This is a genomic window from Tahibacter sp., assembly GCF_032229445.1.
Lineage (GTDB): Bacteria > Pseudomonadota > Gammaproteobacteria > Xanthomonadales > Rhodanobacteraceae > Tahibacter.
The window spans coordinates 27399-50679 of sequence record NZ_JAVTWC010000050.1 but is presented as its reverse complement, the minus strand read 5'-3'; the positions used below and the strand labels follow the sequence as shown (position 1 = coordinate 50679).

14 protein-coding genes and 1 pseudogene are annotated in these 23281 nt (G+C 66.9%); 11 read left to right on the top strand and 4 right to left on the bottom strand.

Translation table 11 applies throughout. From position 1 onward, the window contains the following. Nucleotides 1-44: 44 nt before the first annotated feature. Nucleotides 45-1721 carry an ATP-binding protein gene (locus RUU78_RS09685; protein ID WP_313916034.1) on the bottom strand — a complete coding sequence of 559 codons (1677 nt, stop codon included), beginning with the start codon at nucleotides 1719-1721 and terminating at the stop codon, nucleotides 45-47. Between the two features lie 365 nt (nucleotides 1722-2086). Between RUU78_RS09685 and sucC the strand changes: the two genes are divergently transcribed. Both sucC and sucD read left to right on the top strand, forming a co-directional pair. Then, nucleotides 2087-3247, top strand: a complete 1161-nt coding sequence (gene sucC / locus RUU78_RS09680; RefSeq protein ID WP_313916032.1) for an ADP-forming succinate--CoA ligase subunit beta — start codon at nucleotides 2087-2089, stop codon at nucleotides 3245-3247. 11 nt (nucleotides 3248-3258) lie between these two features. Further along, on the top strand, nucleotides 3259-4134 hold the full coding sequence (gene sucD, locus RUU78_RS09675) for a succinate--CoA ligase subunit alpha (protein ID WP_313916030.1): 876 nt from the start codon (nucleotides 3259-3261) through the stop codon (nucleotides 4132-4134). Nucleotides 4135-4216: 82 nt separating this feature from the next. Here sucD and RUU78_RS09670 read toward each other — a convergent pair whose 3' ends face one another. Beyond that, nucleotides 4217-5938, bottom strand: coding sequence for a hypothetical protein (locus tag RUU78_RS09670; protein WP_313916028.1), 1722 nt, complete (start codon nucleotides 5936-5938; stop codon nucleotides 4217-4219). Nucleotides 5939-6093: 155 nt separating this feature from the next. Here RUU78_RS09670 and RUU78_RS09665 point away from each other — a divergent pair, with 155 nt between their 5' ends. From RUU78_RS09665 to RUU78_RS09630, 8 genes and pseudogenes are all read left to right on the top strand, one after another. Beyond that, nucleotides 6094-7725 (top strand): NAD+ synthase, encoded by a 1632-nt coding sequence (locus tag RUU78_RS09665; RefSeq protein WP_313916026.1) that lies wholly within the window; start codon nucleotides 6094-6096, stop codon nucleotides 7723-7725. A 267-nt stretch (nucleotides 7726-7992) separates the two neighbouring features. Further along, nucleotides 7993-9015: a LacI family DNA-binding transcriptional regulator gene (locus tag RUU78_RS09660; RefSeq protein WP_313916024.1), complete on the top strand. Its 1023-nt coding sequence runs from the start codon at nucleotides 7993-7995 to the stop codon at nucleotides 9013-9015. A 49-nt stretch (nucleotides 9016-9064) separates the two neighbouring features. Then, on the top strand, nucleotides 9065-11902 hold the full coding sequence (locus RUU78_RS09655) for a carboxypeptidase regulatory-like domain-containing protein (RefSeq protein WP_313916022.1): 2838 nt from the start codon (nucleotides 9065-9067) through the stop codon (nucleotides 11900-11902). Between the two features lie 89 nt (nucleotides 11903-11991). Continuing rightward, nucleotides 11992-13443: pseudogene (locus RUU78_RS09650) on the top strand (glucoamylase family protein); the annotation flags it as partial. Beyond that, the gene (locus RUU78_RS09645) at nucleotides 13443-14714 is read left to right on the top strand and encodes a sugar ABC transporter substrate-binding protein (protein WP_313916020.1); all 1272 of its coding nucleotides are present in this window, start codon (nucleotides 13443-13445) and stop codon (nucleotides 14712-14714) included. The pseudogene RUU78_RS09650 and the gene RUU78_RS09645, both read left to right, overlap by 1 nt. Beyond that, nucleotides 14711-15589 carry a sugar ABC transporter permease gene (locus tag RUU78_RS09640; protein ID WP_313916019.1) on the top strand — a complete coding sequence of 293 codons (879 nt, stop codon included), beginning with the start codon at nucleotides 14711-14713 and terminating at the stop codon, nucleotides 15587-15589. The genes RUU78_RS09645 and RUU78_RS09640 overlap by 4 nt, the downstream gene beginning before the upstream one ends. Beyond that, nucleotides 15586-16407 carry a carbohydrate ABC transporter permease gene (locus tag RUU78_RS09635; protein ID WP_313916017.1) on the top strand — a complete coding sequence of 274 codons (822 nt, stop codon included), beginning with the start codon at nucleotides 15586-15588 and terminating at the stop codon, nucleotides 16405-16407. Before RUU78_RS09640 ends, RUU78_RS09635 begins: the two co-directional genes overlap by 4 nt. Beyond that, entirely contained in the window at nucleotides 16404-19559 is a 3156-nt protein-coding gene (locus tag RUU78_RS09630) for a discoidin domain-containing protein (protein ID WP_313916015.1), read from the top strand. Before RUU78_RS09635 ends, RUU78_RS09630 begins: the two co-directional genes overlap by 4 nt. Before the next feature lie 13 nt (nucleotides 19560-19572). Here the strand turns inward: RUU78_RS09630 and glk are convergent, their stop codons facing one another. Together glk and RUU78_RS09620 are read right to left on the bottom strand one after the other, a co-directional pair. Then, nucleotides 19573-20559 (bottom strand): glucokinase, encoded by a 987-nt coding sequence (gene glk, locus RUU78_RS09625; RefSeq protein WP_313916013.1) that lies wholly within the window; start codon nucleotides 20557-20559, stop codon nucleotides 19573-19575. Between the two features lie 163 nt (nucleotides 20560-20722). Further along, nucleotides 20723-22075 (bottom strand): GH1 family beta-glucosidase, encoded by a 1353-nt coding sequence (locus tag RUU78_RS09620; RefSeq protein WP_313916011.1) that lies wholly within the window; start codon nucleotides 22073-22075, stop codon nucleotides 20723-20725. Between the two features lie 119 nt (nucleotides 22076-22194). Here RUU78_RS09620 and ugpC point away from each other — a divergent pair, with 119 nt between their 5' ends. Next, complete coding sequence (ugpC, locus tag RUU78_RS09615; RefSeq protein ID WP_313916009.1) at nucleotides 22195-23277, top strand: sn-glycerol-3-phosphate ABC transporter ATP-binding protein UgpC; 1083 nt, start codon at nucleotides 22195-22197, stop codon at nucleotides 23275-23277. Nucleotides 23278-23281: the final 4 nt, after the last annotated feature.

The window sequence follows — 23281 nt, the reverse complement described above, 5'->3', positions numbered from 1 at the left end:
CCGGCAGGGTAATGCCCGGACCCGTACGGGTAAAGACGTCGATCTCACTGGCGCATCGGCGTCGGCGCCATCTGCGTCACGAGCGTGATGCGAAAGCAGCTGCCACCGCCGGCCACGGGCACGTATTCCAGTGCCGCCTGGTTGGCTTCGCACAGCTGTCGGGCGAGATACAGCCCCAGGCCGGTACCGTACTCGTGCGTGGTGAAAAAGGGCTCGAAGATCTGCGCGGCGACCTTGGGCGGAATGCCTGGACCGCGATCGACCACTTCGACCACCGGTGGTCCCTTGTCGCCGAGCATGCGCGCAATCACCGCGACGCGTGCCGGTTCGCCCGGAAGGCGGCCATAGCGGATCGCGTTCTGCACCAGATTCCAGGCCACCTGCTGCAGCTGCTGCGGATCGAACAGGCCGTCGATCAGGCGCGGCTGGGTCACCGCGCGCAGTTGGTCCATGCCTAAGTCGTTGCTGGCCTTGTATTCCTCGATGAAATTGGTCACCCAGGCGTTTACGTCGACCAGTTCGGGCCTCGAGCGTTCACGCCTCGACAGCTGCAGGATGTTTTCCACGACGTCATTGGCGCGCGCGCAGTGGTTGTTGATGATCTCCACCATGCGCTGGTCGGCGACGATCAGGTCTTCGGATTCGGCCAGCAGCTGGGCCGAGTAGCTGATCGCGGCGAGTGGATTGCGGATCTCGTGCGCGATCGATGCCGACAGCCGGCCCAGCGAACTCAGGGTCAGTTCCTCGGCGCGCCGCGACACCAGTGAGGTATCGTCGAGGAAGATCAGGACATTCGTCGCCTCATTCGGCGACAGGCGCGTGAAGCGCGGCAGCACTTCGGGAACGTCCTCGGCCAGGGCGACCGCGCGCGTGTCGGTCTTGCCGGTCGTACGCCAGTGGTAGAGACGGCGCGACAGCTCGGGGGCGACGGTGCCTAGGTCGCGCAGATCGGGCTTGGGGCTGCCGACCAGCATCCAGGCCGACTCGTTGATCTGGTGGATACGGTTGGCGTCGTCGACCACGAGCACGCCGGTCTTCATGCGCCGGATGATCATGTCGTTGACCTGGGACAGGTTGGCCAGATCGGTGCCGCGCTGCTCGGCCAGCGCCTCGGTCGCGCGCATCTGCTTGCCGAGCACGTTGAACATGCCATACGAGGCGATGTAGGCCGTGCCGAACAGAACCGATTCCAGCGGGCCGATCTCGTAGCTGGCGTCGAAATGGCGTACCAGGGCAGCGCCCGATGCCAGCGCAATGGCGCCGAACAGCGCCAGCAGTCCGGCGCGGCGGGGCGGCAACAGCAGCGCGCCGGCCCCGATATTGAACATCAGCAGGATCGCGATGCCGGACTGCGGCTCGCGGATGCTCGCGATCGCGACGATGGCCGCGACGATGTCGCAGAGCACCGCGGTCGTGACCGTCGGGACGACCCGCGACAGCACGTGTTCTGTGCGCAGGAACAGGATCGTCGCGAACGCCATGTAGAGCAGCGCGCTGATGCGTCCGACCAGCGGGAAGCGCAGGTCCAGCCAGTTGATCGCCAGCGGACTGAATGCCAGGCCCGCGTAGATGCACGACTGCAATACGCGGAACAGGTTGAAGAAATAGAGTTCGCGCCGGGTTGCTTCCCCGGTCGTGGCGGACCCCACGGAAATGACGCTGCGCGGCCGCGCGACTGTGCCCATGGGCCGCAGCGTCGCGAGTTTTGCGCGGCTTGGCAAGATGCTCGCCGGGACAATGATGTCCCCCGGGCGACAGGAGGCGAATAGAGAGTGTACAGACACGAGAAATGAGGGGCCGTATTCGTGCGCGCAAGCTCGTCGCCGCGATATCGGGGGGCGATCCGGATGGTCGGGGCGCGGTGACGGAAGCGACATTCCGAAGCCGCGAGGCCAGCCTATCCCGAAGTCAGCTACGCCGGACTTTCCTTTGCCACCACCTTTGCCCAGAATACGCGGCCATTCTGCCGGGGGTGCGGTCCGCCCCCTCGTCGCGCAGCAACCGGGAGGCCAGCAGGTGTCGGCGCGATGCGCTGGCGCTGGTTTCCTCGCCCAGCAATCCGATTCACTTCCCGCAAGGTGTTCGCATGAACTTCCACGAGTACCAGGCCAAAGAACTGTTCGCCGAGTACGGCATTTTCGTGCCGGCCGGCAAGGTCGCCGCAACGCCGGAGGCGGCTGTCGAAGCGGCCAAGGCCGTCGGTGGCGAACAGTGGATGGTCAAGGCCCAGATCCACGCCGGTGGCCGCGGCAAGGCCGGCGGCGTCAAATTCTGCAAGTCGCTGGACGAGGTCAAGGCCGCCGCCGCCGGCATGCTCGGCCGCAGCATGGAAACCTACCAGTCCGCCGGCCGCGCCTTGCCGGTGAACCTGGTGCTGGTGACCGAAGCCAACGACATCGTCAAGGAACTCTACCTGTCGGTGCTCGTCGACCGCTCGACCAAGGCGATCACCTTCATCGCGTCGTCCGAGGGCGGCGTCGAGATCGAAAAGGTTGCCGAAGAGAATCCCGACGCGATCCAGACCCTCGATGTGAACTACGTGCAGGGGCTGCAGCCCTACCAGTGCCGCAAGCTCGGTTTCGCGCTGGGCCTGTCGGCCAAGCACGTCAACCAGCTCACCAAGATGATGCTGGCGCTGTACAAGCTGTTCAACGAGCAGGACCTGGCCCTGGTGGAGCTCAATCCGCTCGCCATCGTCGGCTCGGGTGACCTGATCACGCTCGACGGCAAGGTCAATTCCGACGACAACGCCGAATTCCGCCATCCGCGGCTCGCCGCCATGCGCGACGAATCGCAGGAAGACGCGGCCGAGGCGATTGCGATCACGCACAACCTCAACTACGTGACCATGGACGGCAACATCGGCTGCATGGTCAATGGCGCCGGCCTGGCCATGGCCACGATGGACGTGATCAAGCTCGCCGGCGGCGAGCCCGCCAACTTCCTCGACGTCGGCGGCGGCGCGACCAAGGAACGCGTGACCGAAGCGTTCAAGCTGATCCTGTCCTCCGACAAGGTGCAGGCCATCCTCGTCAACATCTTCGGCGGCATCGTCCGCTGCGACATGATCGCCGAGGGCATCATCGCGGCGGTCAAGGAAGTCGGCGTCACGATTCCGGTGATCGTGCGCCTCGAAGGCACCAATGTGGAAAAAGGCCGGGAGCTGCTGTCCAACAGCGGTCTCAAGATCACGCCGGCGACCGATCTCAACGATGCGGCCCAGAAAGCCGTTGCGGCCGTAGCGTAAGGAATCCAGCCATGAGCGTTTTGATCAACAAGAGCACCAAGGTCATCTGCCAGGGCTTCACCGGCCAGCAGGGCACTTTCCATTCCGAACAGGCGGTCGACTACGGCACGAAGCTGGTCGGTGGCGTGACCCCGGGCAAGGGCGGTTCGCAGCACATCGGCCTGCCAGTGTTCAACACGGTGCAGGACGCTGTCGACGAAACCGGTGCCGACGCGTCGATGATCTTCGTGCCGCCGCCGTTCGCGGCCGACGCGATCCTCGAAGCAGCCGATGCGGGCATCCGCGTCATCGTGGCGATCACGGAAGGTATTCCGGTGCTCGACATGCTGCGCGTCAAGAACGCCCTCAAGGGCTATCCGGACTCCGTGCTGATCGGCCCGAACTGCCCCGGCGTCATCACGCCGGGCGAATGCAAGATCGGCATCATGCCGGGCCACATCCACAAGCCGGGCAAGGTCGGCATCGTGTCGCGCTCGGGCACGCTGACCTATGAAGCCGTGTTCCAGACCACCAATGCGGGCCTGGGCCAGTCCACGTGTATCGGCATCGGCGGCGATCCGATCAACGGCCTCAATTTCATCGATTGCATCCGGCTGTTCCAGGATGACCCGCAGACCGAAGGCATCATCATGGTCGGCGAAATCGGCGGCAGCGCCGAGGAAGAAGCCGCCGAGTTCATCGCCGAGTACGTGACCAAGCCGGTCGTGGCGTTCATCGCCGGTGCGTCCGCTCCGGCAGGCAAGCGCATGGGTCATGCCGGCGCGATCATCTCCGGCGGCAAGGGCACTGCGGCAGCGAAGTTCGCCGCGCTCGAGAAGGCCGGCGTGACGACGGTCAAGTCGCCGGCGGATCTCGGCAAGGCCATCACCGCGCGTCTGGGCGGCTGAGCGAAGTCCCGCCGCTTCAAACGTGACGTTTTGACGAAGGCCGCGGAGCGATCCGCGGCCTTTGTCGTGTTGCGGCCGAGCGTCAGCCGCCGTAGCCGTCGGCGAACAGCTGGTCGTTCTCCCAGGCGCCCGCATCGCACGGGCCGTGAGTATCGACTTTGGCATCGTTGCGGCAGCGCGGCTGCAGGTCGCGGTCGCGATAGCGCGGGATGTAGGCGTCGCTGTTGCAGAAGTCGACCAGCGGCGAGGAGTGCCGTGGCCGCCAGTCGGTCAGCGCGCCGTTGAGGAACACACCGGTGTCCGTCTGCGTGACGGCGGTGTTGCGCGTATGCGTGCCGTTGCCGTCGAGCAGGCCGCCGCTGCGCTGGATGATGCAGTCGCTGCGGTGCGGGCCGTACATGACCCACGGATACGGTGAATCGAGGAAGGCCGAGCTGTAGGCCGAGAACACGGTCTGGTTCCAGCCGGCGACATCGAGCCCGCGCTGAAGGTTTCCGTCGGTGCCGCGCCGCACGTTGCCCATGAAGGTGCTGTAGGCGATCAGCAGTTCCGGCGCCTGTGCCGGCGCGACGTAGTACGCGCGGATGACGGCGCTGGCCTGGCTGGGCTGATCGGCCGAACGATGCCCGGAGAACACCACGCCTTCGGCGCGCAGCACCGAGGCACCGTCGACGTAGATGGCCGAAGCGTCCTGCGCCTCGTTGTGCCGTACCACGGCCTGCGCGAGTTCGGCTTCAGACGAATAGATCGCGAGCGCGCCACCGCGGCTGCCGGTTGCGGTACCGCCGCCGGCGCGGTTCTGGCTAAGGCGCGTGCATTCGCGCTCGCGCGGGCACAGCCAGCCGAGGCCGTCGCTGGAATCGCGCGTCAGGCGCACCTTTGCACCGTTGCTCGCGGCGATGCCACCGCCGCTGGTAACCGCATCGTTCCATTCGACGATGAGCTCCTGCGCGTTCATTCGCGTCGAGGCGCCAAACAGATAGATGCCGCCGCCGATCGTGCCTGCGCTGTTGTGGTCGATTCGCGCGCCGGTCGCGTCGTTGCGCGGCGCGCGCAGCTCGGGGTTGCCGACCAGCAGCGTGCCGCCGAGCAGGGAGATTCCGCCGCCAGCGCCAGCGGCGCTGTTGCCGTCGATGCGCACGCCGTCGGCTTCGATATGCAGGTTGCCGTCGATGAGCTCCAGGCCGCCGCCACTGCTGCTGGCGGTGTTGCCGCTGATGCGCGTGCCCGCCCTCAACATGACGGTGTACTGGCCGCCGGGGCTGGTGCCGCGGACGGCATGGATACCGCCGCCGCGGCTCGCGCGATTGCCGGATACCTCGGTGTCGTCCAGCGACAGCTTCACGAAGGTGTTGGTACCCGGACGCAGCCGGATGCCGCCGCCGTCCGCGGACGTGTTGCCGCCGCCACTGAGGAGAAGGCGGCTCAGACGCACCTCGTAGCTGCCCGCCGCGCCCGGTTCGATGTTGAGTACCGGCGCATTGCCGTTGCCCCCGATCGGCGTGTAAGGCGTGCCGATGTCGGGATTGAGGTCGCAGTCGGCGTAACCGCCTTCGATCAGCACCGATTGCCCGTAGACGTTCAGCGCCTGTGCGCTGTAACTCGCATTGTTGGCGACCATTACGTAGTCGAGGCCCGGACCGTTGAGCTGGGCCGCGGTGATGGCCTGGGCAATCGTCGCGTACTGGCAGCGTGGATCGGCAATGTCGCCGACGATGAAATACTGCGGCACGGCCTGTGCCGCGCCGGCAGCGAGCCCCAGCGCGGTGGCGCATGCGGCGCGGGCGAGACGGAGGAACGGCATCGATGATTCTCCTGGGAGCGCATAGCCGCAATCGCGCGGCACGAGCTTCTGTTACGCAGCGGCGGGCCGGGAATCCCAACGTCTCCCGCGCGCGGGTGTCGCGGCGATGCGCTGGGCTATGATTCGGCCTCCCAAGCGCATCCGCTGGTAAGGCCATGCCCGCACTCCGTATCGCCCTCGCTCAGTTCGATTTCCCGGTCGGCGCCGTGCTGCAGAACGAGGCGCGTCTGGTCGAGCTGATCGCACAGGCACGCGACGTCCATGGCGCCGATCTCGTGCTGTTTCCCGAGCTGTCACTCAGCGGCTATCCGCCCGAAGACTTGCTCTATCGTCCGGGTTTCCTTGCCGAATGCGCCGCCGCGATAGCGCGCGTGGCTGGGCAGGTCAACGGCATCGTCGCCGTGGTCGGCTGGCCGGAAAGCGTTGGCTCGGTGGTCTACAACGCAGCCAGTGTGCTGCGCGACGGTGTGATCGAACGCACCTACCGCAAGCGCGAGCTGCCGAACTACGCGGTGTTCGACGAGCGGCGCTATTTCGAGGTCGATCCCGACGGCGAGCCCTGCGTGGTCGAGGTCAACGGCGTCAACGTCGGTCTGGTCATCTGCGAAGACCTCTGGTTTTCCGAGCCGCTCGCGGCCAGCGTGCGCGCCGGCGCGGAACTCGTGCTGGTGCCCAATGCCTCGCCGTTCGAGCGCGACAAGCACGCCCAGCGCGATGCCCTGCTCGCCGCGCGTGTGGCCGAGGCCGGCGTCGCGCTGGCCTATCTCAACGTCGTCGGCGGTCAGGATGCGCTGGTGTTCGACGGTGCCTCGGTCCTGGCCGACGCGGACGGGCACATCCATCCGGCCGCGCGCGCGTTCGAGGATCATTGGCTCACGGCCGACTACGACGCCGCGACGCGCCGCTTCACACCTCGCGACTGGCCCGCAGAAAACGACGAAGGCCGCGATTCGCTGGCCTGGCGCGCGATCGTGCGCGGCACGCGCGACTATTGCCGCAAGAATGGCTTCGACAAGGTCTGGCTGGGCCTGTCCGGTGGCATCGATTCGGCGCTGGTGCTGTGCGTCGCGGTCGATGCGCTCGGCGCGCAGAACGTGACCGGCGTGCGCATGCCCTCGCGCTATACCTCGGGCCTGAGCAACGACCTCGCCGACGAGCAGGCGCAGGTACTCGGCGTGAACATCATCGAAGTGGCGATCGAGGCGCCGTTCCGCGGCTTCCTCGACGCGCTCGCGCCGGCCTTCGCCGGCAGCGCCGCCGACACGACCGAGGAAAACCTGCAATCGCGCAGTCGCGGCTGCATCCTGATGGCACTGTCGAACAAATTCGGCGGCCTCGTCCTGACGACCGGAAACAAGAGCGAATACGCTGTCGGCTACGCCACGATCTACGGCGACATGTGCGGCGGCTATGCGCCCATAAAAGATTTGTATAAAACCGAAGTATTCGCGCTGGCGCGCTGGCGCAACGCGGTCGCCGGCGCGCCGGTCATTCCCGCGGCCGTGATCGCGCGCCCGCCGTCGGCCGAACTGCGCGAGAACCAGACCGACCAGGATTCGCTGCCGCCCTACGACGTGCTCGATGCGATCCTGCTGCGCCACGTCGACCAGGAACAGTCGCGCGACGACATCGTCCGCGCCGGCTTCGATGCGGCGGTCGTAGACCGCGTGCTGCGCCTGGTCCGCATCAGCGAGTGGAAGCGTCATCAGGCCGCGCCCGGCCCCAAGGTGTCGCGGCGTGCGTTCGGGCGCGAGCGGCGCTATCCGATCACGTCGGGCTGGCGCTAGCCGCCGATTACCGGCCGCGGGCGGTAAAGGTTGCCTTGACGGCCCGGCGTTCCTGTTCATGAGGCGCTGCCGCGGCCTTTGCGCCGCCGCAGCCAGGCGTTGCTCCGCGCAAACGCGCGATTCATTGCTCCATGTGATTGAATAATTTCGGTTTCCCGCAGAGGAAACGCTGCGTTCGCCACTTTTTTCCGTGCCGCAACATGACAAATCCCGCTGCTGCGCGCCATGATGAAAACGTTTACATCCACTTGAGGTGGTCCCCGTCCCATGTCCGCACGCAGCGCCACGGTCACGATCAAGGACGTTGCCCGCCACGCCGGCGTGTCGGTGGCGTCGGTGTCGCGTGCGCTCAACGGCCACGAGAGCGTCACGCCGGAAACCCGCGCGCGCATCCTCGACATCGCACGCGAGCTGCGCTACATGCCGCACGGTGCGGCGCGCAGCCTGATCACGCGGCGCACCCAGACCGTCGGTGCGGTGCTGCCCGATCTCTATGGTGAATTCTTCTCCGAACTGATCCGCGGCATGGACGTCGCTGCACGGCGCAGCGGACTGCACCTGCTGGTGTCGAGTTCGCACGGTTCGGCCGACGAGACCGCGCTCGCGCTGCGCGCGCTGCAGGGCCGCGTCGACGGGTTGCTCGTGATGTCGCCGCACGCCGATGTGCCGCTGCTGTCGGACAACCTGCCGTCGGCCGTGCCGACGGTGCTCATGAACACGCAAGTCGCCGGCAGCGACTATGCCTCGCTCAACGTCGACAATTTCGCTGGTGCCTACGCCATGGTGCAGCACCTCGTTGCTCGCGGGTTCCGCCGCATCGCGCTCGTCGCCGGCCCGGCGGACAATTTCGACGCACGGGAACGGCGCCGCGGCTACGAGCAGGCGCTGGCCGACCTGTTGCCCGGCGCTGCGCCGCAGGTCTTCGACGGCGACTTCACCGAGGCTGGCGGCGACCGCGCGGCGCGTGCAATCGAGGCGGCCGGCCGGCAGACCGACGCGATCTTTGCCGCCAATGACGCGATGGCCGTCGGCTGCCTGTTCGCGCTGAACGAACTCGGCGTGCGCGTGCCGCAGGACCTGGCTCTGGTCGGCTTCGACGATATTCCGATGGCGCGCTACACGACGCCGCCGCTGACCACGGTGCGCGTGCGCATCGCCGAGCTCGGCGAGCGCGCCATGGCACGACTGATTACCTGCCTGGAACAACCCGAGCACGTCGATACGCAGGCCGAGGTGCTGGCCTGCGAACTCGTCGTGCGCCAGTCCTGCGCGCCGGCCGAACCGGGTTGAACCGCGCACATTCGCTCGTTGCAGAGTCCTCATGGGGAGGCGCTATACAATGAAATTCAAAAACAAATACACAAGAAAACTGCTCGCGGCCGCAGTCGGAGCTGTGTGCGCGCTGTTCGCCGCCGGCGGTGCGCTCGCGCAGAACGTCAACGCGACCATACGCGGCAAGGTCGATGGCGCCGCGAGCGGCGCCGAAGTCGTCGCGCGCGACATCGCGACCGGCTACACCACGCGCGCCACGGTCGGCGCCGACGGCCGCTACGTGCTCAGCGGCGTGCGGCCGGGCAACTACGAGATCAGTGCGAACGCCGGCGGAACGCCGCTGGGTTCCAAATGGGTCAGCGTGCTGGTCGGTCAGCAGCTCACGTTGGATCTGGCGGCTGGCAAGGATACCGTTGAGCTGGAACAGGTGGAGGTCGTCGCCACGGCGCCGGTGGAGCTCAAGACCTCCGAGATCGCGACCAACATCACTCAGGAGCAGATGCGCACCTTGCCGCAGAGCGACCGCAACTTCCTCTCCTTCGCCGCGCTCGCGCCGGGCGTGGTCGTTTCCAACGACCGCTACAGCAAGACCATTTCCGCAGCCGGCCAGCCCGCCAGCCAGACCAACGTCTTCATCGACGGCGCGAACCTCAAGAACAACATCCTGCAGGGCGGGCTCGTTGGTCAGGATTCCAGCCGCGGCAACCCGTTCTCGCAGGAGGCGATCCAGGAGTTCCGCGTGCTCACGCAGAACTACAAGGCCGAGTACGAGCAGGCCGGCACCGCGATCATCACCGCGGTGACCAAGTCCGGCACCAACGAGTTCCACGGTACGGCCTATGCCTATTACCAGGACAAGGGCATGGTCGAGAACGACTATTTCAGCGAGCGTCGCGGGCTGCCCAAGCCCGACTATTCGCGCGAGCAGTACGGCGCCACGCTCGGGGGACCGATCATTCCCGACGTGCTGCATTTCTTCGTCAGCTACGAGGCCAAGGACGAGAACGGCAATCAGCCGATCTTCTTCCGCAACCCCACCGATCCCGCGTATACCGGCACGCCCGACTTCACCCAGTACAACGGCAACTTCGACGTCCCATTCGAGCAGAAGGTCGCGTTCGGCAAGCTGACCTGGCGGCCCAATGACGACAACTCGGTCGACTTCACCATGTCGCGGCGCAAGGACACGGAAGTCATCGGCATCAGCACGACGACGGCGTACATCGCGCGCCAGGACCGCGACAACGAAGTCAACGACGCGCTGCTGAAATGGCAGTTCCGCGGCCGCAACTTCGTGAACGACATGTTGCTCAACGTCGGCGAGTACACTTATTCGCCGCGACCGGCGGTGACTACGGAGGTCTCGCGCGACTACGAGGGCACCGGCATCGTCGGCGGCGCGGCCAGTCTGCAGGACAAGCACCAGGAACACTGGACCTTTCGCAACGACGTGACCTTCGACGCGATCGACTGGCACGGCGATCACATCGTCAAGTTCGGCGTGAAGCACGCGAAGTACAAGCTCGAGCTGCTGGAAAACAACACGGCCAATCCGCGCTACTCGTACAACTTCCGCTATCCGACCGGCTTCGAGATCCCTTATCGCGCGAACTACTCGCCGGTCGGCAAGCAGGCCAATATCGACAACGCGCAGACCGGCCTGTTCATCCAGGACGACTGGGACGTCAACGAGCGGCTGCAGCTCAATCTCGGCCTGCGCTGGGACTACGAGTCCAATGCCTACGACAACGACTACGTCACGCCGCAAAGCCAGTACGCCGCCATCGAATTCCTCGGCCTGTCGCGCGACTACATCAGCACGGGCAACGAACGCGAAGGCTACAAGGGCGCGTTCCAGCCGCGCCTGGGCTTCTCCCTCGACGTGAGCAAGGACGCCGACCAGTCGACCATCCTGACCGGTGGCGCGGGCCGCTACTACGACCGCACGCCGTTGGACAACCCGATCCAGGAAAGTTTTCACTCGCAGTATCCGTACTACGCCATCTACTTCTCGCGTGACGGATCGCCGGTCGACGGCAATCCGTCGGTGGTATGGGATCCGCGCTACCTGACCGCGGCCGGGCTGCAGGAACTCATTGCCGGCGGCAACGCGGGCAGCGGCGAGATCAATCTGCTCAACAACAAGACCAAGCCGCCGTACAGCGACGCGTTCTCGCTCGGCATCAAGCAGTCGCTGGGCGACTGGATCGCGACGCTGACCTACAGCCGCGTGCTCGGCTACCGGCAGTTCACCTGGGTGTGGGGCAACCGTCGCCCGAACGGCGATTTCATCAATCCGCTGCCCGGCAACTACAGCCCGGTGCTGATCTCCTCGACCAAGAACTATTCGTCGAAAGGCCTGTTCTTCACGCTGGAAAAGCCCTACACCGATCAGTCGGGCTGGGGCTTCGGCCTCAACTGGACGTTCCAGCTTGCGAAGAAGCAGGGCGGTGACGCGTATTCGCTCGACTATCCGACACCGGCGGACTACCTGGCCAATCGCGTGGGTGCCAAGCACAACGTCGTCGTCAACGGCTCCGTCAAGATGCCCTGGGACATGCGCCTGACCGGTCTTCTCACGCTCAACTCGGGCGAACCGTTCGACGTCGGGCGCAACGGCTATGCCTACAACGGCGGCATCCTGCTCGGCGGCGCGTATCCGGACCGCCAGGATTTCGTGCTGGACAACTTCTGGGCCTACCGCCAGTTCGATCTGGCCCTGTCCAAGGAATTCCGCTTCGGCCGCAGTCAGGCCGTGGAAGTGCGCGCCGACGCGTTCAACCTGTTCAACTTCACGAACTACGGCTGCTTCAACGGCAATTCGGCCGAGCCGAGCTTCGGTGAGCCCAACTGCACGAAGGGGCCGCCGCGCAGCTATCAGGTGAGCGCACGGTACCGTTTCTGACGATGTGGAATAGAAGACGAAAAGAGCCGGAATCCTCTGCCCCGTGTGCGCACGGCGCAGAGGCAATCCGGCCGAGGCAGCGCGCCTGGATGGCGCTGCTCGCCGCATTCGCGCTGACCCTCGCCGCCTGCAGCGATCCGCCGCCGCCGGCGGCGAGCGAGGTGCCGGTCGCGCTGCTGCATCCACCGCTGACGCCGCTGCTGGAAGACCTCGAGCAGCGCACGTTCAACTATTTCTGGGAAACCTCGGACCGGCCCAATGCGCTGGTGCCGGATCGCTATCCATACGACGAACCGTTTTCGAGCATCGCCGCGGTCGGGTTCGGCCTCACCGCGTACGCGGTCGGCGTCGAGCGCGGCTGGATCACGCGCGAACAGGCGCGCGAGCGCACGCTGACGACACTGCGGTTCTTCGCGACGGCGCCGCAGGGACCGGACGCGACCGGCAAGGCCGGGCACAACGGTTTTTTCTATCATTTCCTCGAACTGGACAGCGGAACGCGCTACGCGTCGTGGGTCGAGCTGTCGTCGGTGGATACGGCGCTGCTGCTGGCCGGCGTACTGTTCGCCCAGACCTACTACGACCGCGATGAACCGCCGGAGGCGGAAATCCGCATCCTTGCCGACGCGATCTATGCGCGCGCGGACTGGCCCTGGCTGCAGGTGAGAAAACCGCTGCTGTCGATGGGGTGGTTTCCCGAGTCGGGCTTCATCCCGCATGACTGGCAGGGCTACAACGAAGCGATGCTGGTCTACATCCTGGCATTGGGGTCGCCGACGCATCCGATCGGCGACGACGGCTGGAACGCGTGGACACGCAATTACGATAGGGCCTGGGGCGAGTACCAGAAGCAGGAATACCTCGGCTTCGGCCCACTGTTCGGCCATCAGTATTCGCATGTGTGGATCGACTTCCGCGGCATCCGCGACGACTACATGCGGCGCCGAGGCCTGGACTATTTCGAGAACAGCCGGCGTGCGACCTATGCCCAGCGCAACTACGCGATCGCCAATCCGATGCGCTGGAAAGGCTATGGCGAGAACGTCTGGGGCCTCACCGCGAGCGACGGTCCGCAGATCGCGCAACAGCTGTTCGAAGGCCAGGCGCGCGAGTTCCGCCACTATTCGGCACGCGGCGCTGGCATCGCCGATGCCTTCGACGACGGCACGATCGCGCCGACCGCGGCGGTGGCGTCGCTGCCGTTCGCGCCGGAGATCGTCATGCCGGCGATCGAGGAGATGCACCGGCGCTACGGTCATGAGATCTATTCCAAATATGGATTCCTCGACGCGTTCAACCCGAGCTTTTCCTACGAGGTGCCGCTGAAGACCGGACGCATCGTGCCGGAGCTGGGCTGGGTCGCGAGCGACTACATCGGCATCGATCAGGGGCCGATCGTCGCCATGATCGCGAACTACCGCGATGGCTTCGTCTGGGAAGTGATGCGGCGCAACCCGTATGTCCGGCGCGGCCTGATGCGCGCAGGGTTCCGTGGCGGCTGGCTGGACGAAGGTCCGCAGCCGCGACCGGTGCCGCGCCGGTGAGTCCACGCTTCGCCTTCCTGGCCTGCCTGGTGCTGGCGCTGGTACTCCCCGCCTGCAGCCGCACCGACGAGCGCACCGTGCTGCGCTTCTGGGGCATGGGCCGGGAGGGCGAGGTCGTGGCCGAGCTGATCGCGCAGTTCGAGCGCGAGCATCCGGACATCCGCGTCGACGTGCAGCAGCTGCCGTGGACTGCCGCGCACGAAAAACTGCTGACCGCATTCGCCGGCGACGCTCTGCCCGATGTCTGCCAGCTCGGCAATACCTGGCTCGCCGAGTTCGCCGTGCTCGGCGCGCTCGAACCCCTGGATGCGGCCGTCGCCGGGTCGCGGGTGATCGATCGTGCCGATTTCTTCGCCGCGGCCTGGGATACCAACGTCGTCGACGGCCGCCTCTACGGAATCCCGTGGTATCTCGACACGCGCGTGCTGTTCTACCGCAAGGATCTGCTCGCACGCGCCGGCTTCGCCGTGCCGCCGCGTGACTGGGACGAATGGCGCCGCGCAATGGCCGCGGTGAAACGACTGGCCGGCACCGATGCCTACGCGATCCTGCTGCCGCTGGACGAATTCGAGCCGCTGCTGCAGCTCGCGCTGCAGCAGGACGAGCCGCTGCTGGTCGATCACGGCACACGCGCGAACTTCCGCAGCCCTGGCTTCCGCCGCGCGTTCTCGTTCTACGTCGGGATGTTCCGCGAGGATTGGGCGCCGCGCATGAGCGATACGCAGATATCCAATGTCTGGAACGAATTCGCGCGCGGCTTCAATGCGTTCTACATCACCGGGCCGTGGAACATCGGCGAGTTCAAACGCCGTCTGCCGGCCGAGCTGCAGCAGGCCTGGGGCACGGCACCGCTGCCGGGCATCGACGGGCGCGGCGGCGGCGTGGCTGGCGGCACCAGCCTCGCGGTGTTTCGCAGCTCGCGGCACAAACACGCTTCCTGGCAGCTCGTCGAGTTCCTGTCACGACCCGAACAGCAGCTACGCCTGCATGCGTTGACCGGTGACCTGCCGCCGCGGCGCAGCGCGTGGCGCGATCCCGCGCTGGCCGGCGACGAATACGCGCAGGCGTTCCGCGTGCAGTTCGAACAGGCGCGACCGGCGCCGGCAGTGGCCGAGTGGGAGCGCATCGCGATCGCCATGCAGCTCGCCGCGGAACGCGTGGTGCGCGGCGGCATGGACAGCGAGGAGGCGCTGCGCCGCCTCGACGCCGAAGTCGATGCGATCCTCGAGAAGCGGCGCTGGATGCACGCGCAGGCCGGTGCGCCATGAGGATGGAGCGCGCGGCCTGGGGCTTCGTGGCGCCGGCGCTGAGCGTGATCGGCCTGTTCTTCGTGCTGCCGGTGGTTTCGGCACTGCTGCTGAGCTTCACGGATTTCGACCTGTACGCGCTGGCCGATCGCGGCAACCTGCGCTTCGTCGGCCTGGGCAACTATGTCGAGGTGCTGCAGACGGCGCTGTTCTGGAAGGCACTGGGCAACACCCTGTATTTCGTCGGCGTCGGCGTGCCGCTGTCGATGCTGCTGTCGCTGGGCGCCGCACTGCTGCTCGATTCGCGCCTCGCGCGCTGGAAGGGCTTCTTCCGTACGGCGTTGTTCGCGCCGGTGGTGACGACGGTCGTCGCGGTCGCGGTGGTGTTCCGCTATCTGTTCCACACGCGCTACGGACTCGTGAACTACGGCCTGGTCTGGCTCGGCTTCGAGCCCGTCGACTGGCTCGGCGACGCGCACTGGTCGATGCCGACCATCATCGCGTTCGCCGCCTGGAAGAACTTCGGCTACAACATGATCATCCTGCTCGCCGGGCTGAAGGCGATTCCGGCCGAACTCTACGAAGCCGCGCGCATCGACGGCGCCAACGCCTGGCAGCGCCTGCGCCATATCACGCTGCCGCTGCTAGCGCCGACCCTGCTCGTGGTCTCCATCATTACCGTCGCCGGCTATTTCCAGCTGTTCGCCGAACCCTATGTCATGACACGCGGCGGTCCGCTGCAGAGCACCTTCAGCGTGCTGTTCCACATGTACGAGGAAGGCTTCAAGTGGTGGAATCTCGGCCGCGCCTCGGCCATCGCGTTCCTGCTGTTCGCGTTGATTCTCGTCGCGACCCTGGTGTTGCTGCGCCTGTCGCGGCGCTGGAACGCCGCATGAAGTCCACCGGCGCGGCGATTGCGGTGAACGGGGCACTGACGCTGCTCGCACTGTTCGCGCTCGCGCCGCTCGCGTGGATGCTGTCGGTGTCCTTCATGGCGCCTGGCGAGGCCGCGGCATTCCCGCCGCCGCTGCTGCCACAGCAGCCGAGCCTGGCCAACTACGTACAGCTGTTCGCGCGCGACCGCATGGGCGGCTATCTGCTCAACAGCCTGTTGCTGGCTACTGCGGTCACGCTGGCGTCGCTGCTGTTCAATCTTGCCGCCGGCTATGCGTTCGCCAAGCTGCGCTTCTGCGGGCGTGATGCCCTGTTCCAGGCCCTGCTCGGCGCGCTCGTGATTCCGGGTCAGGTCGCGATGATGCCGCTGTTTCTTCTGATGAAGACGCTGGGCCTTGTCAACACGTACGCCGGTGTCGTGCTGCCGGCGCTGGCGTCGATATTCGGCGTGTTCCTCGTGCGCCAGTACGCGCGCTCGATACCCGACGAACTGCTGGAGGCGGCGCGCATCGACGGTGCCGGCGAGGCGCGCATCTTCTTCGTCATCGTGCTGCCGCTGCTGCGGCCCATCATCGCCACGCTCGCGATCCTGACCTTCCTCGCGAGCTGGAACGATTTCATGTGGCCGCTGATCGTGCTCAGCGACCAGGACTACCAGACCCTGCCGGTGGCGCTCGCGTCGCTGTCGCGCGAGCACGTCATGGACAACGAATTGATGATGGCGGGAGCGGTCGTGACTGTGCTGCCGGTGCTCGCGCTCTTCCTCGCGCTGCAGCGGCACTACCTGCAGGGACTCATGCTCGGCGGGGTCAAGGGTTGAGGGCCATCCTCGCTGCTCCGATGCTCGTCCTCGCGCTGTGGGCGGTGACGCCGCTGCAGGCCGCGCGGCTGATGGACGATGCGGCCGACTGGAAGGCGCTGGCTTCCGACCAGGTCAGCGCAAGCGTGCGCGTGGCGGACGGCCAGCCCTGCCTCGTCTACGACTTCAACCGCGTATCCGGCTACGCGACCCTGCGCCGCGAGATTGACCTGGAGTATCCGGAGAACTACGAGTTCCGCCTGCGCCGCCGCGGCAGCGGGCCGGACAACGCGTTCCAGTTCAAGCTCATCGACGCAAGCGGCGAGAACGTCTGGTGGGTGAACCGGCCCGGCACGCATCTGACGCCGGACTGGGAGATGCTGCGCCTGCGGCGTCGGCACATCGAGTTCGCCTGGGGACCGGCGGCAGACAAGACGCTGCGGCGCAGCGCCGCGATCGAATTCACTGTCTACGCGGACAGCGGCGGCAGCGGCGAGCTGTGCATCGCCCATCTGGAGCTGCGTGAACTGCCGCCGGTGGCTGCGTCGCCGCCGATCGCCGCTCGTGCCAGCGCGCAGAAGCGGCGAGCTGGCGCGTCGCTGTCCGTCGATGGAGATCGCGCGACGGCCTGGCGCAGCCGCGCGAAAGCCGGCACCACGCTTACGCTCGACTTCGGCCAGCCGCGCGAATTCGGCGGCCTCCTGCTGCACTGGCTGCCGCAACGCGCGGCGACGGACTATGCGGTCGAATTGTCCGACGACGCCGTGGCTTGGCGCGAGGTGCGACGGGTACAGCAGGGCAATGGTGGGGAGGATGCGTTATGGCTGCCTGAAGCGGAGGCACGTCACCTGCGTCTGACCTTGCAGCGCGGCCAGGGCGACGAGTTCGCGCTGGCCGAACTCGAGCTCGCCGATGTCGCCGAGGGCAGCACGCTGACGCGCTTCCTGCAGCGCAGCGCGCGCGACCTGCCGCGCGGAAGCCTGCCGCGCGGGTTTCACGGCGAGCAGTCGTATTGGACCCTGGTCGGTGTCGACGGCGGCGCGCATAGCGCGCTGATCGGCGAGGACGGTGCGATCGAGCTCGCGCGTGGCGACGTGTCGATCGAACCGTTCCTGCTCGACGACGACGGCAGGATCATCAGCTGGGCCGACGTGACGACGTCGCAGTCGCTGGCCGACGGCTACCTGCCGCTGCCGCGCGTGGGCTGGCGCTGGAATGACATCAGTCTCTACATCGACGCGTTCGCAAACGGCGATTCGAAGGACGCGCAACTGCAGGCGCGCTACACGCTGCGCAATGAAGGCACGCAGACGCGGCGTGTGCGACTCGTGCTCGCGCTGCGGCCATTCCAGGTCAACCCGCCGACGCAGTTCCTGTCCACGCCGGGCGGCGTGGCGCCGCTGCGCGAGGCCGGCTGGGCGCCACAGGCGCGCCAGCTGCTCGTCGACGGCAAGGTGCGCGTGCACGCGCTGATGGAGCCGGTCGCTGCGTTTGCGAGTGACTCGGCGCGCGGTTTTGCGGAAACGCGCTTCGGCGAAGCGCCGCTGCCATCGGCGGTGTGGGCAGGCGACCCGGATGGTCTGGCGTCCGCGGCGCTGCTGTACGAGGCCGAACTCGCCGCCGGATCCGAAACGGCGGTGGGCCTCGTCGCGCCGCTGATCGGCGCGCCCACACTGCCGCCCGACGCAGGTCAGTCCGCCGCCGAGGCCTGGCTGCAGCAGCAATACCAAGCCAGCGCCGCACAGTGGCGCGCGCGCCTGGACCGCGTTGAACTCGTCGTGCCGGCACAAGGCCAGGCGCTGGCCGACAGCGTGCGCAGTTCGCTTGCGCATATCCTGCTGTCGCGCGACGGACCGATGTTGCGGCCGGGCACACGCTCCTATGCGCGTTCGTGGATACGCGACGGCGCGATGATCGCCGAGGGGCTGCTGCGCCTGGGCGACATCACCGTCGCGCGCGAGTACCTGGAATGGTATGCGCCGTACCAGTTCAAGAATGGAAAAGTACCGTGCTGCGTCGATGTGCGCGGCTCCGACCCGGTGCCGGAGAACGACAGCCATGGCGAGTTCGTCCACCTGGCCGCGCTGGTCTGGCGCTATGGCGGCGACACGGCCGCGCTGCGCAAATACTGGCCGAACGTGCAGGCCGCGGTGCGCTACATGGACACCTTGCGCGTGAGCGAACGCACGGCCGCGAACCGCACACCAGAGCGCCAGGCATTCTTCGGAATGATGCCGGCGTCGATCAGTCACGAGGGCTATTCGGCCAAGCCCATGCATTCGTACTGGGATAATTTCTGGGCGCTGACGGGCTACAAGGATGCTGCGGCAATCGCGGGAGCGCTGGGTTACACGCGCGAGGCGCAGACGATGTCCGCGGCGCGCGACGAATTCCGCAGCGACCTGCACGCGTCGCTGCGCGCGGCGACGGCGCGTCACGGCATCGGGTTCCTGCCGGGCTGCGCCGAACTGGGCGACTTCGACCCGACCTCCACGACGATCGCGCTGTCGCCGGCCGGCGAACAGGCCAGCCTGTCGCCGGAACTGCTGCGCAACACGTTCGAGCGTTACTGGACCGAATTCGCCGCGCGCCGCGACGGCCGGCGCGACTGGAAGGACTACACGCCCTACGAATGGCGCAACGTGTCGGCGCTGGTGCGGCTAGGGCAGCGCGAGCGCGCCTGGGCGGTTGCCGAGTATTTCCTTGCCGACCGGCGTCCACTGCCCTGGAACCAATGGGCCGAAGTCGTCGGCCGGCTGCCGCGCGAGCCGCGCTTCATCGGCGACATGCCGCATGCCTGGGTCAGCTCGGACTTCATCCGCGCCGCGCTCGACCTGTTCGCCTACGAACGCTACGAACACCAGGCGCTGGTCGTCGCCGCCGGCGTGCCGGCGGCGTGGCTCGACGGCAAAGGCATCGCGATCCGTGGTCTGCGCACGCCGTATGGCACGCTGAGCTACGCGCTGTGGCGCGACCGCATCGGCCTGAAACTGGCCATCGAAGGCGACGGCCTCGCCCCGCCCGGCGGCGTGGTATTGCCCTGGCCCATCGACGGAACACCGGGTGCGACGACGGTCAACGGCAAGGCTGCGGAGTGGAAAAATGGTGAATTGACAATCGACGCATTTCCGGCGCGCGTGGAAATACGGCGCGTGCCGGAGCCGGCGGCGTGACGGCCGCGCCGGCTCAGACGGCGCGCGCGTCCAGTGCGATGCCTGCCGCGCCGAGCAGTCCTGGGTTCGGATGCCGCACTGCGACGGTCGGGATCTGCGTCATGGTCGGCGTGAAGCGGCCCTTGGCGTCGAAGCGCGCACGGAAACCGCCGCGGCGCAGGGTCGGCAGCAGCGGTTCGAGCAGGCCGCCCCCAAGGAAGACGCCGTCCCAGGCGCCATAGGCAAGCACGAGGTCGCCGGCGATCGCGCCGAGGATTTCGGCGAACAGGTCGACCGCGCGCACGGCCTGCGCGTCGCTGGCATCGGTCGCGCCCTGCATCACCTGCTCGGGTGTCGCTGCGCGCTTCGGCGCGGCGGCGATCTCACAGACCGCTCCATAGAGATTCACCAGCCCGCTGCCGCAGATCAGCCGTTCGTTGGAGACGCGGCCGAAGTCGCGGCGCAGGCTGTTGAGCACAGCGATTTCCTCGTCGGTGCCCGGCGCGAAACTCAGATGGCCGCCCTCGGTCTCGAGCACGATGGCGCGGCCCTCGCGCAGGAGCAGCGCGCCGACGCCCAGACCCGTGCCCGGTCCGACGACGGCGACGCACCGATCGTGCCGCCCCCCCAGATTGGGCGCTGCCGGCGTGCCAAGGCATTCGAGATCCTGCACCTGCAGCAGCGGCAGGCAGCGGCTCTGTGCGGCGAAGTCATTGACCAGCCGCACCGATGCGAGGCCGAGCTGCTTTGCCACAGTGCTCGCCGATACGGTCCACGGCAGGTTGGTAATCTTCACTTCGCCTGCATCGACGCGGCCCGCAATCGCGAACACCGCCTGGCCCGGTCGCGCACCGATCTCGTCCAGATAGCGCGCCGCCGCTTCGCTGAGGCTGGCATGCTCGGCCGCGCGGTAGCGGCGCACGCTGTCGGGTCTCAGCGGCACCTCGGCCGATTCGCACAAGCCGAAGCGCAGGTTGGTACCGCCGATGTCGGCGAGCAGGATCAGGTTGGCATCGGGCATGGCCGGTTCCGTGGGTCGGGATCGGCAAGCATAGCTTTCAAGCCCTCCCCTTCAAGGGGGTGAAGGACGATGGTCTGGAAATGCAGGTTCTCACCGTCCTTGAGGCCCGACGGGCCAGAGGGCCGCCAAGCCGCGCGGTCGTTTTGCGTGTCGAGTGGATCAGCTACCGATCCAGCACAGCCCCATGGCTCGCGATGATCTCCGCGTAGAGTTTCGCGCTGGATTTCAGCGTGCGCTTCTGCGTCGCGAAATCGACATGGACGATGCCGAAGCGCTTGGAGTAGCCGAGCGACCATTCGAAATTGTCGAGCATCGACCACGCGAAATAGCCGCGGATATCGCAGCCGTCCGCGCGTGCCTGTAGCGTCGCGCGCAGGTGCTTGCGCAGGTAGTCCACGCGCAGCGGATCGGGCAGTTCGTCGGCGGGCGCGACCGGCGGGTCGTAGAACGCCGAACCGTTTTCGGTGATGTACAGCGGCGGATTGCCGTAGCGTTCGCGGATCCAGTTCAGCGTGTCGGTGAGTCCTTGCGGAAACACTTCCCAGCCGGTTTCGCTGTAGGTCGCCTGCGGCTGGCGCACGCCGCTCGCGTAGAGCGGCCAGGCCTTGTCGTCGTGGCGCGTGACGCTGCGCGTGTAGTAGTTGAGGCCGATGAAATCCAGTGGCTGCCGGATGAGATCGAAATCCTCGGCCGGCCAGTCGGGCCAGGCTTCGCCGAAGATTTCCTTCATCTCCGGCGGATAGTGGCCGAGCAAGGCCGGATCGAGGTATTGCCGGTTCATGTAGGCGTCGGCGCGCTGGGTCGCAGCCTTGTCCTGCGCCGAATCCGAGGCCGGATACTTCGGCTCGATATTCACGACCAGGCCAATCTGATGTTTGCCGACCGCGCGGTATGCCTGCACGGCGGCGCCGTGCGCGCGCATGAGCTGATGTGAGGCGAGCGGTGCCTCGAAGCGGTTCTTGTGTCCCGGTGCCAGCGCGCCATGCAGGTAGCCGCCGTCGGTCACGACCCAGGGTTCGTTCAAGGTGGCCCAGAGCTTGATGCGATCGTCGAGCCGGCGATAGACCGCCGTGGCGTAGTCGGCGAACCAGCCGGCGATGTCGGGGTTGAGCCAGCCGCCGCGATCGTCGAGCGCGGCCGGCAAGTCCCAGTGGTACAGGGTAGCCATTGGTTGTATGCCGGCGTCGAGCAGCGCGTCGACGAGCCGTTCGTAGAAATCCAGGCCGCCGGCGTTGATACGGCCCTTGCCTTCGGGCATGACGCGACCCCAGGCGATGGAAAAGCGGTACGCGTTGAGTCCCAGCCGCTGCATCAGCTTCACGTCGTCGGCATAGCGGCGATAGTGGTCGCAGGCCACGTCGCCATTGTCGCCGTCGCGGACCAGCCCAGGCGTGCGGGTGAAGCGGTGCCAGATGCTGGGACCTGCCCCGTCGGCCAGTGGCGAGCCTTCGATCTGGTAGGCCGAGGTCGCGCATCCCCAGAGGAAGTCGCGCGGAAATTCGCTGGCGGCGGTCATGGTGGTGTGCTGGCCCTGGCTCGATGAAAACGATTACATTCCAGCATAATGGCGTTTCGGACGAAAGAGGCACGGCCGCGACGGTGTCGTGCGGACGCCGCGCAGAGGAAGGCTGGGGCATGACCACCGTGAAGTTCGACGCCGTACGCAAGGTCTATGGCAACGGCCGCATCGCCGTGGCTGGGGCGAGCTTCGAGATCGCCGCGGGCGAGCTCGTCGTGCTGGTCGGCCCGTCGGGCTGCGGCAAGTCCACCCTGCTGCGCATGGTGGCCGGGCTGGAAACGATCAGCGCCGGCGAGCTCGCCATCGACGGCGTTCGGGTCAACGATCTCGCGCCGCGCGATCGGGACATCGCCATGGTGTTCCAGAACTACGCGCTGTATCCGCACATGAGCGTTGCCGAAAACCTGTCCTTCGGTCTGCGCCTCAAGGGCACGCCGCGCACGGAGGTCGAGCGCCGTATCGCGACCGCGGCGCAGCTGCTGGGATTGCAGGACCTGATGCAGCGGCGCCCGGCCGAGCTGTCCGGCGGCCAGCGCCAGCGGGTCGCGCTGGGCCGCGCGCTGGTGCGCCAGCCGAAGGTGTTCCTGCTCGATGAGCCGCTGTCCAATCTCGACGCGAAGCTGCGACTGGCCATGCGCGTGGAAATCGCGCGGCTGCATCGCGAATTGGCTGCGACGATGATCTATGTCACGCACGACCAGGTCGAGGCGATGACGCTGGGCCACCGGATCGTGGTCATGAGCGACGGCGTCATCCAGCAGATCGATACGCCGCTGCGCCTGTATGCGAAGCCGGCGAACGTGTTCGTCGCCGCATTCCTCGGCAGTCCCGGCATGAACCTGCTGCGCGGCGAGGTGGCCGCGGACGGCGCGACGCTAAGGCTCGACGACGGCACGATGCTGCCGTTGGGGCCGGTCGCACAGGTGCCGGCGGCGCCAGGCGACGCGCTCGTGGTCGGGCTGCGGCCGGAAGATCTGAGCCTCGCCAGCGGCGTCGCGGGCGTGGGCTTCGAGGCCGTGCTCGACCTGGCCGAGCCGGTGGGTAACGAAACCTTCCTCAATCTCCGCGTGGGCAGCCAGGCCGTCGTGGCGCGCGTACCGCCCGGCGAGTCGCCCGCCGCAGGCTCGTGCCTGCGCCTGTTCTACGATCCGGCACGGCTGCACCGATTCGACGCACATACCGGTCTGCGCCTGGACTGACCAG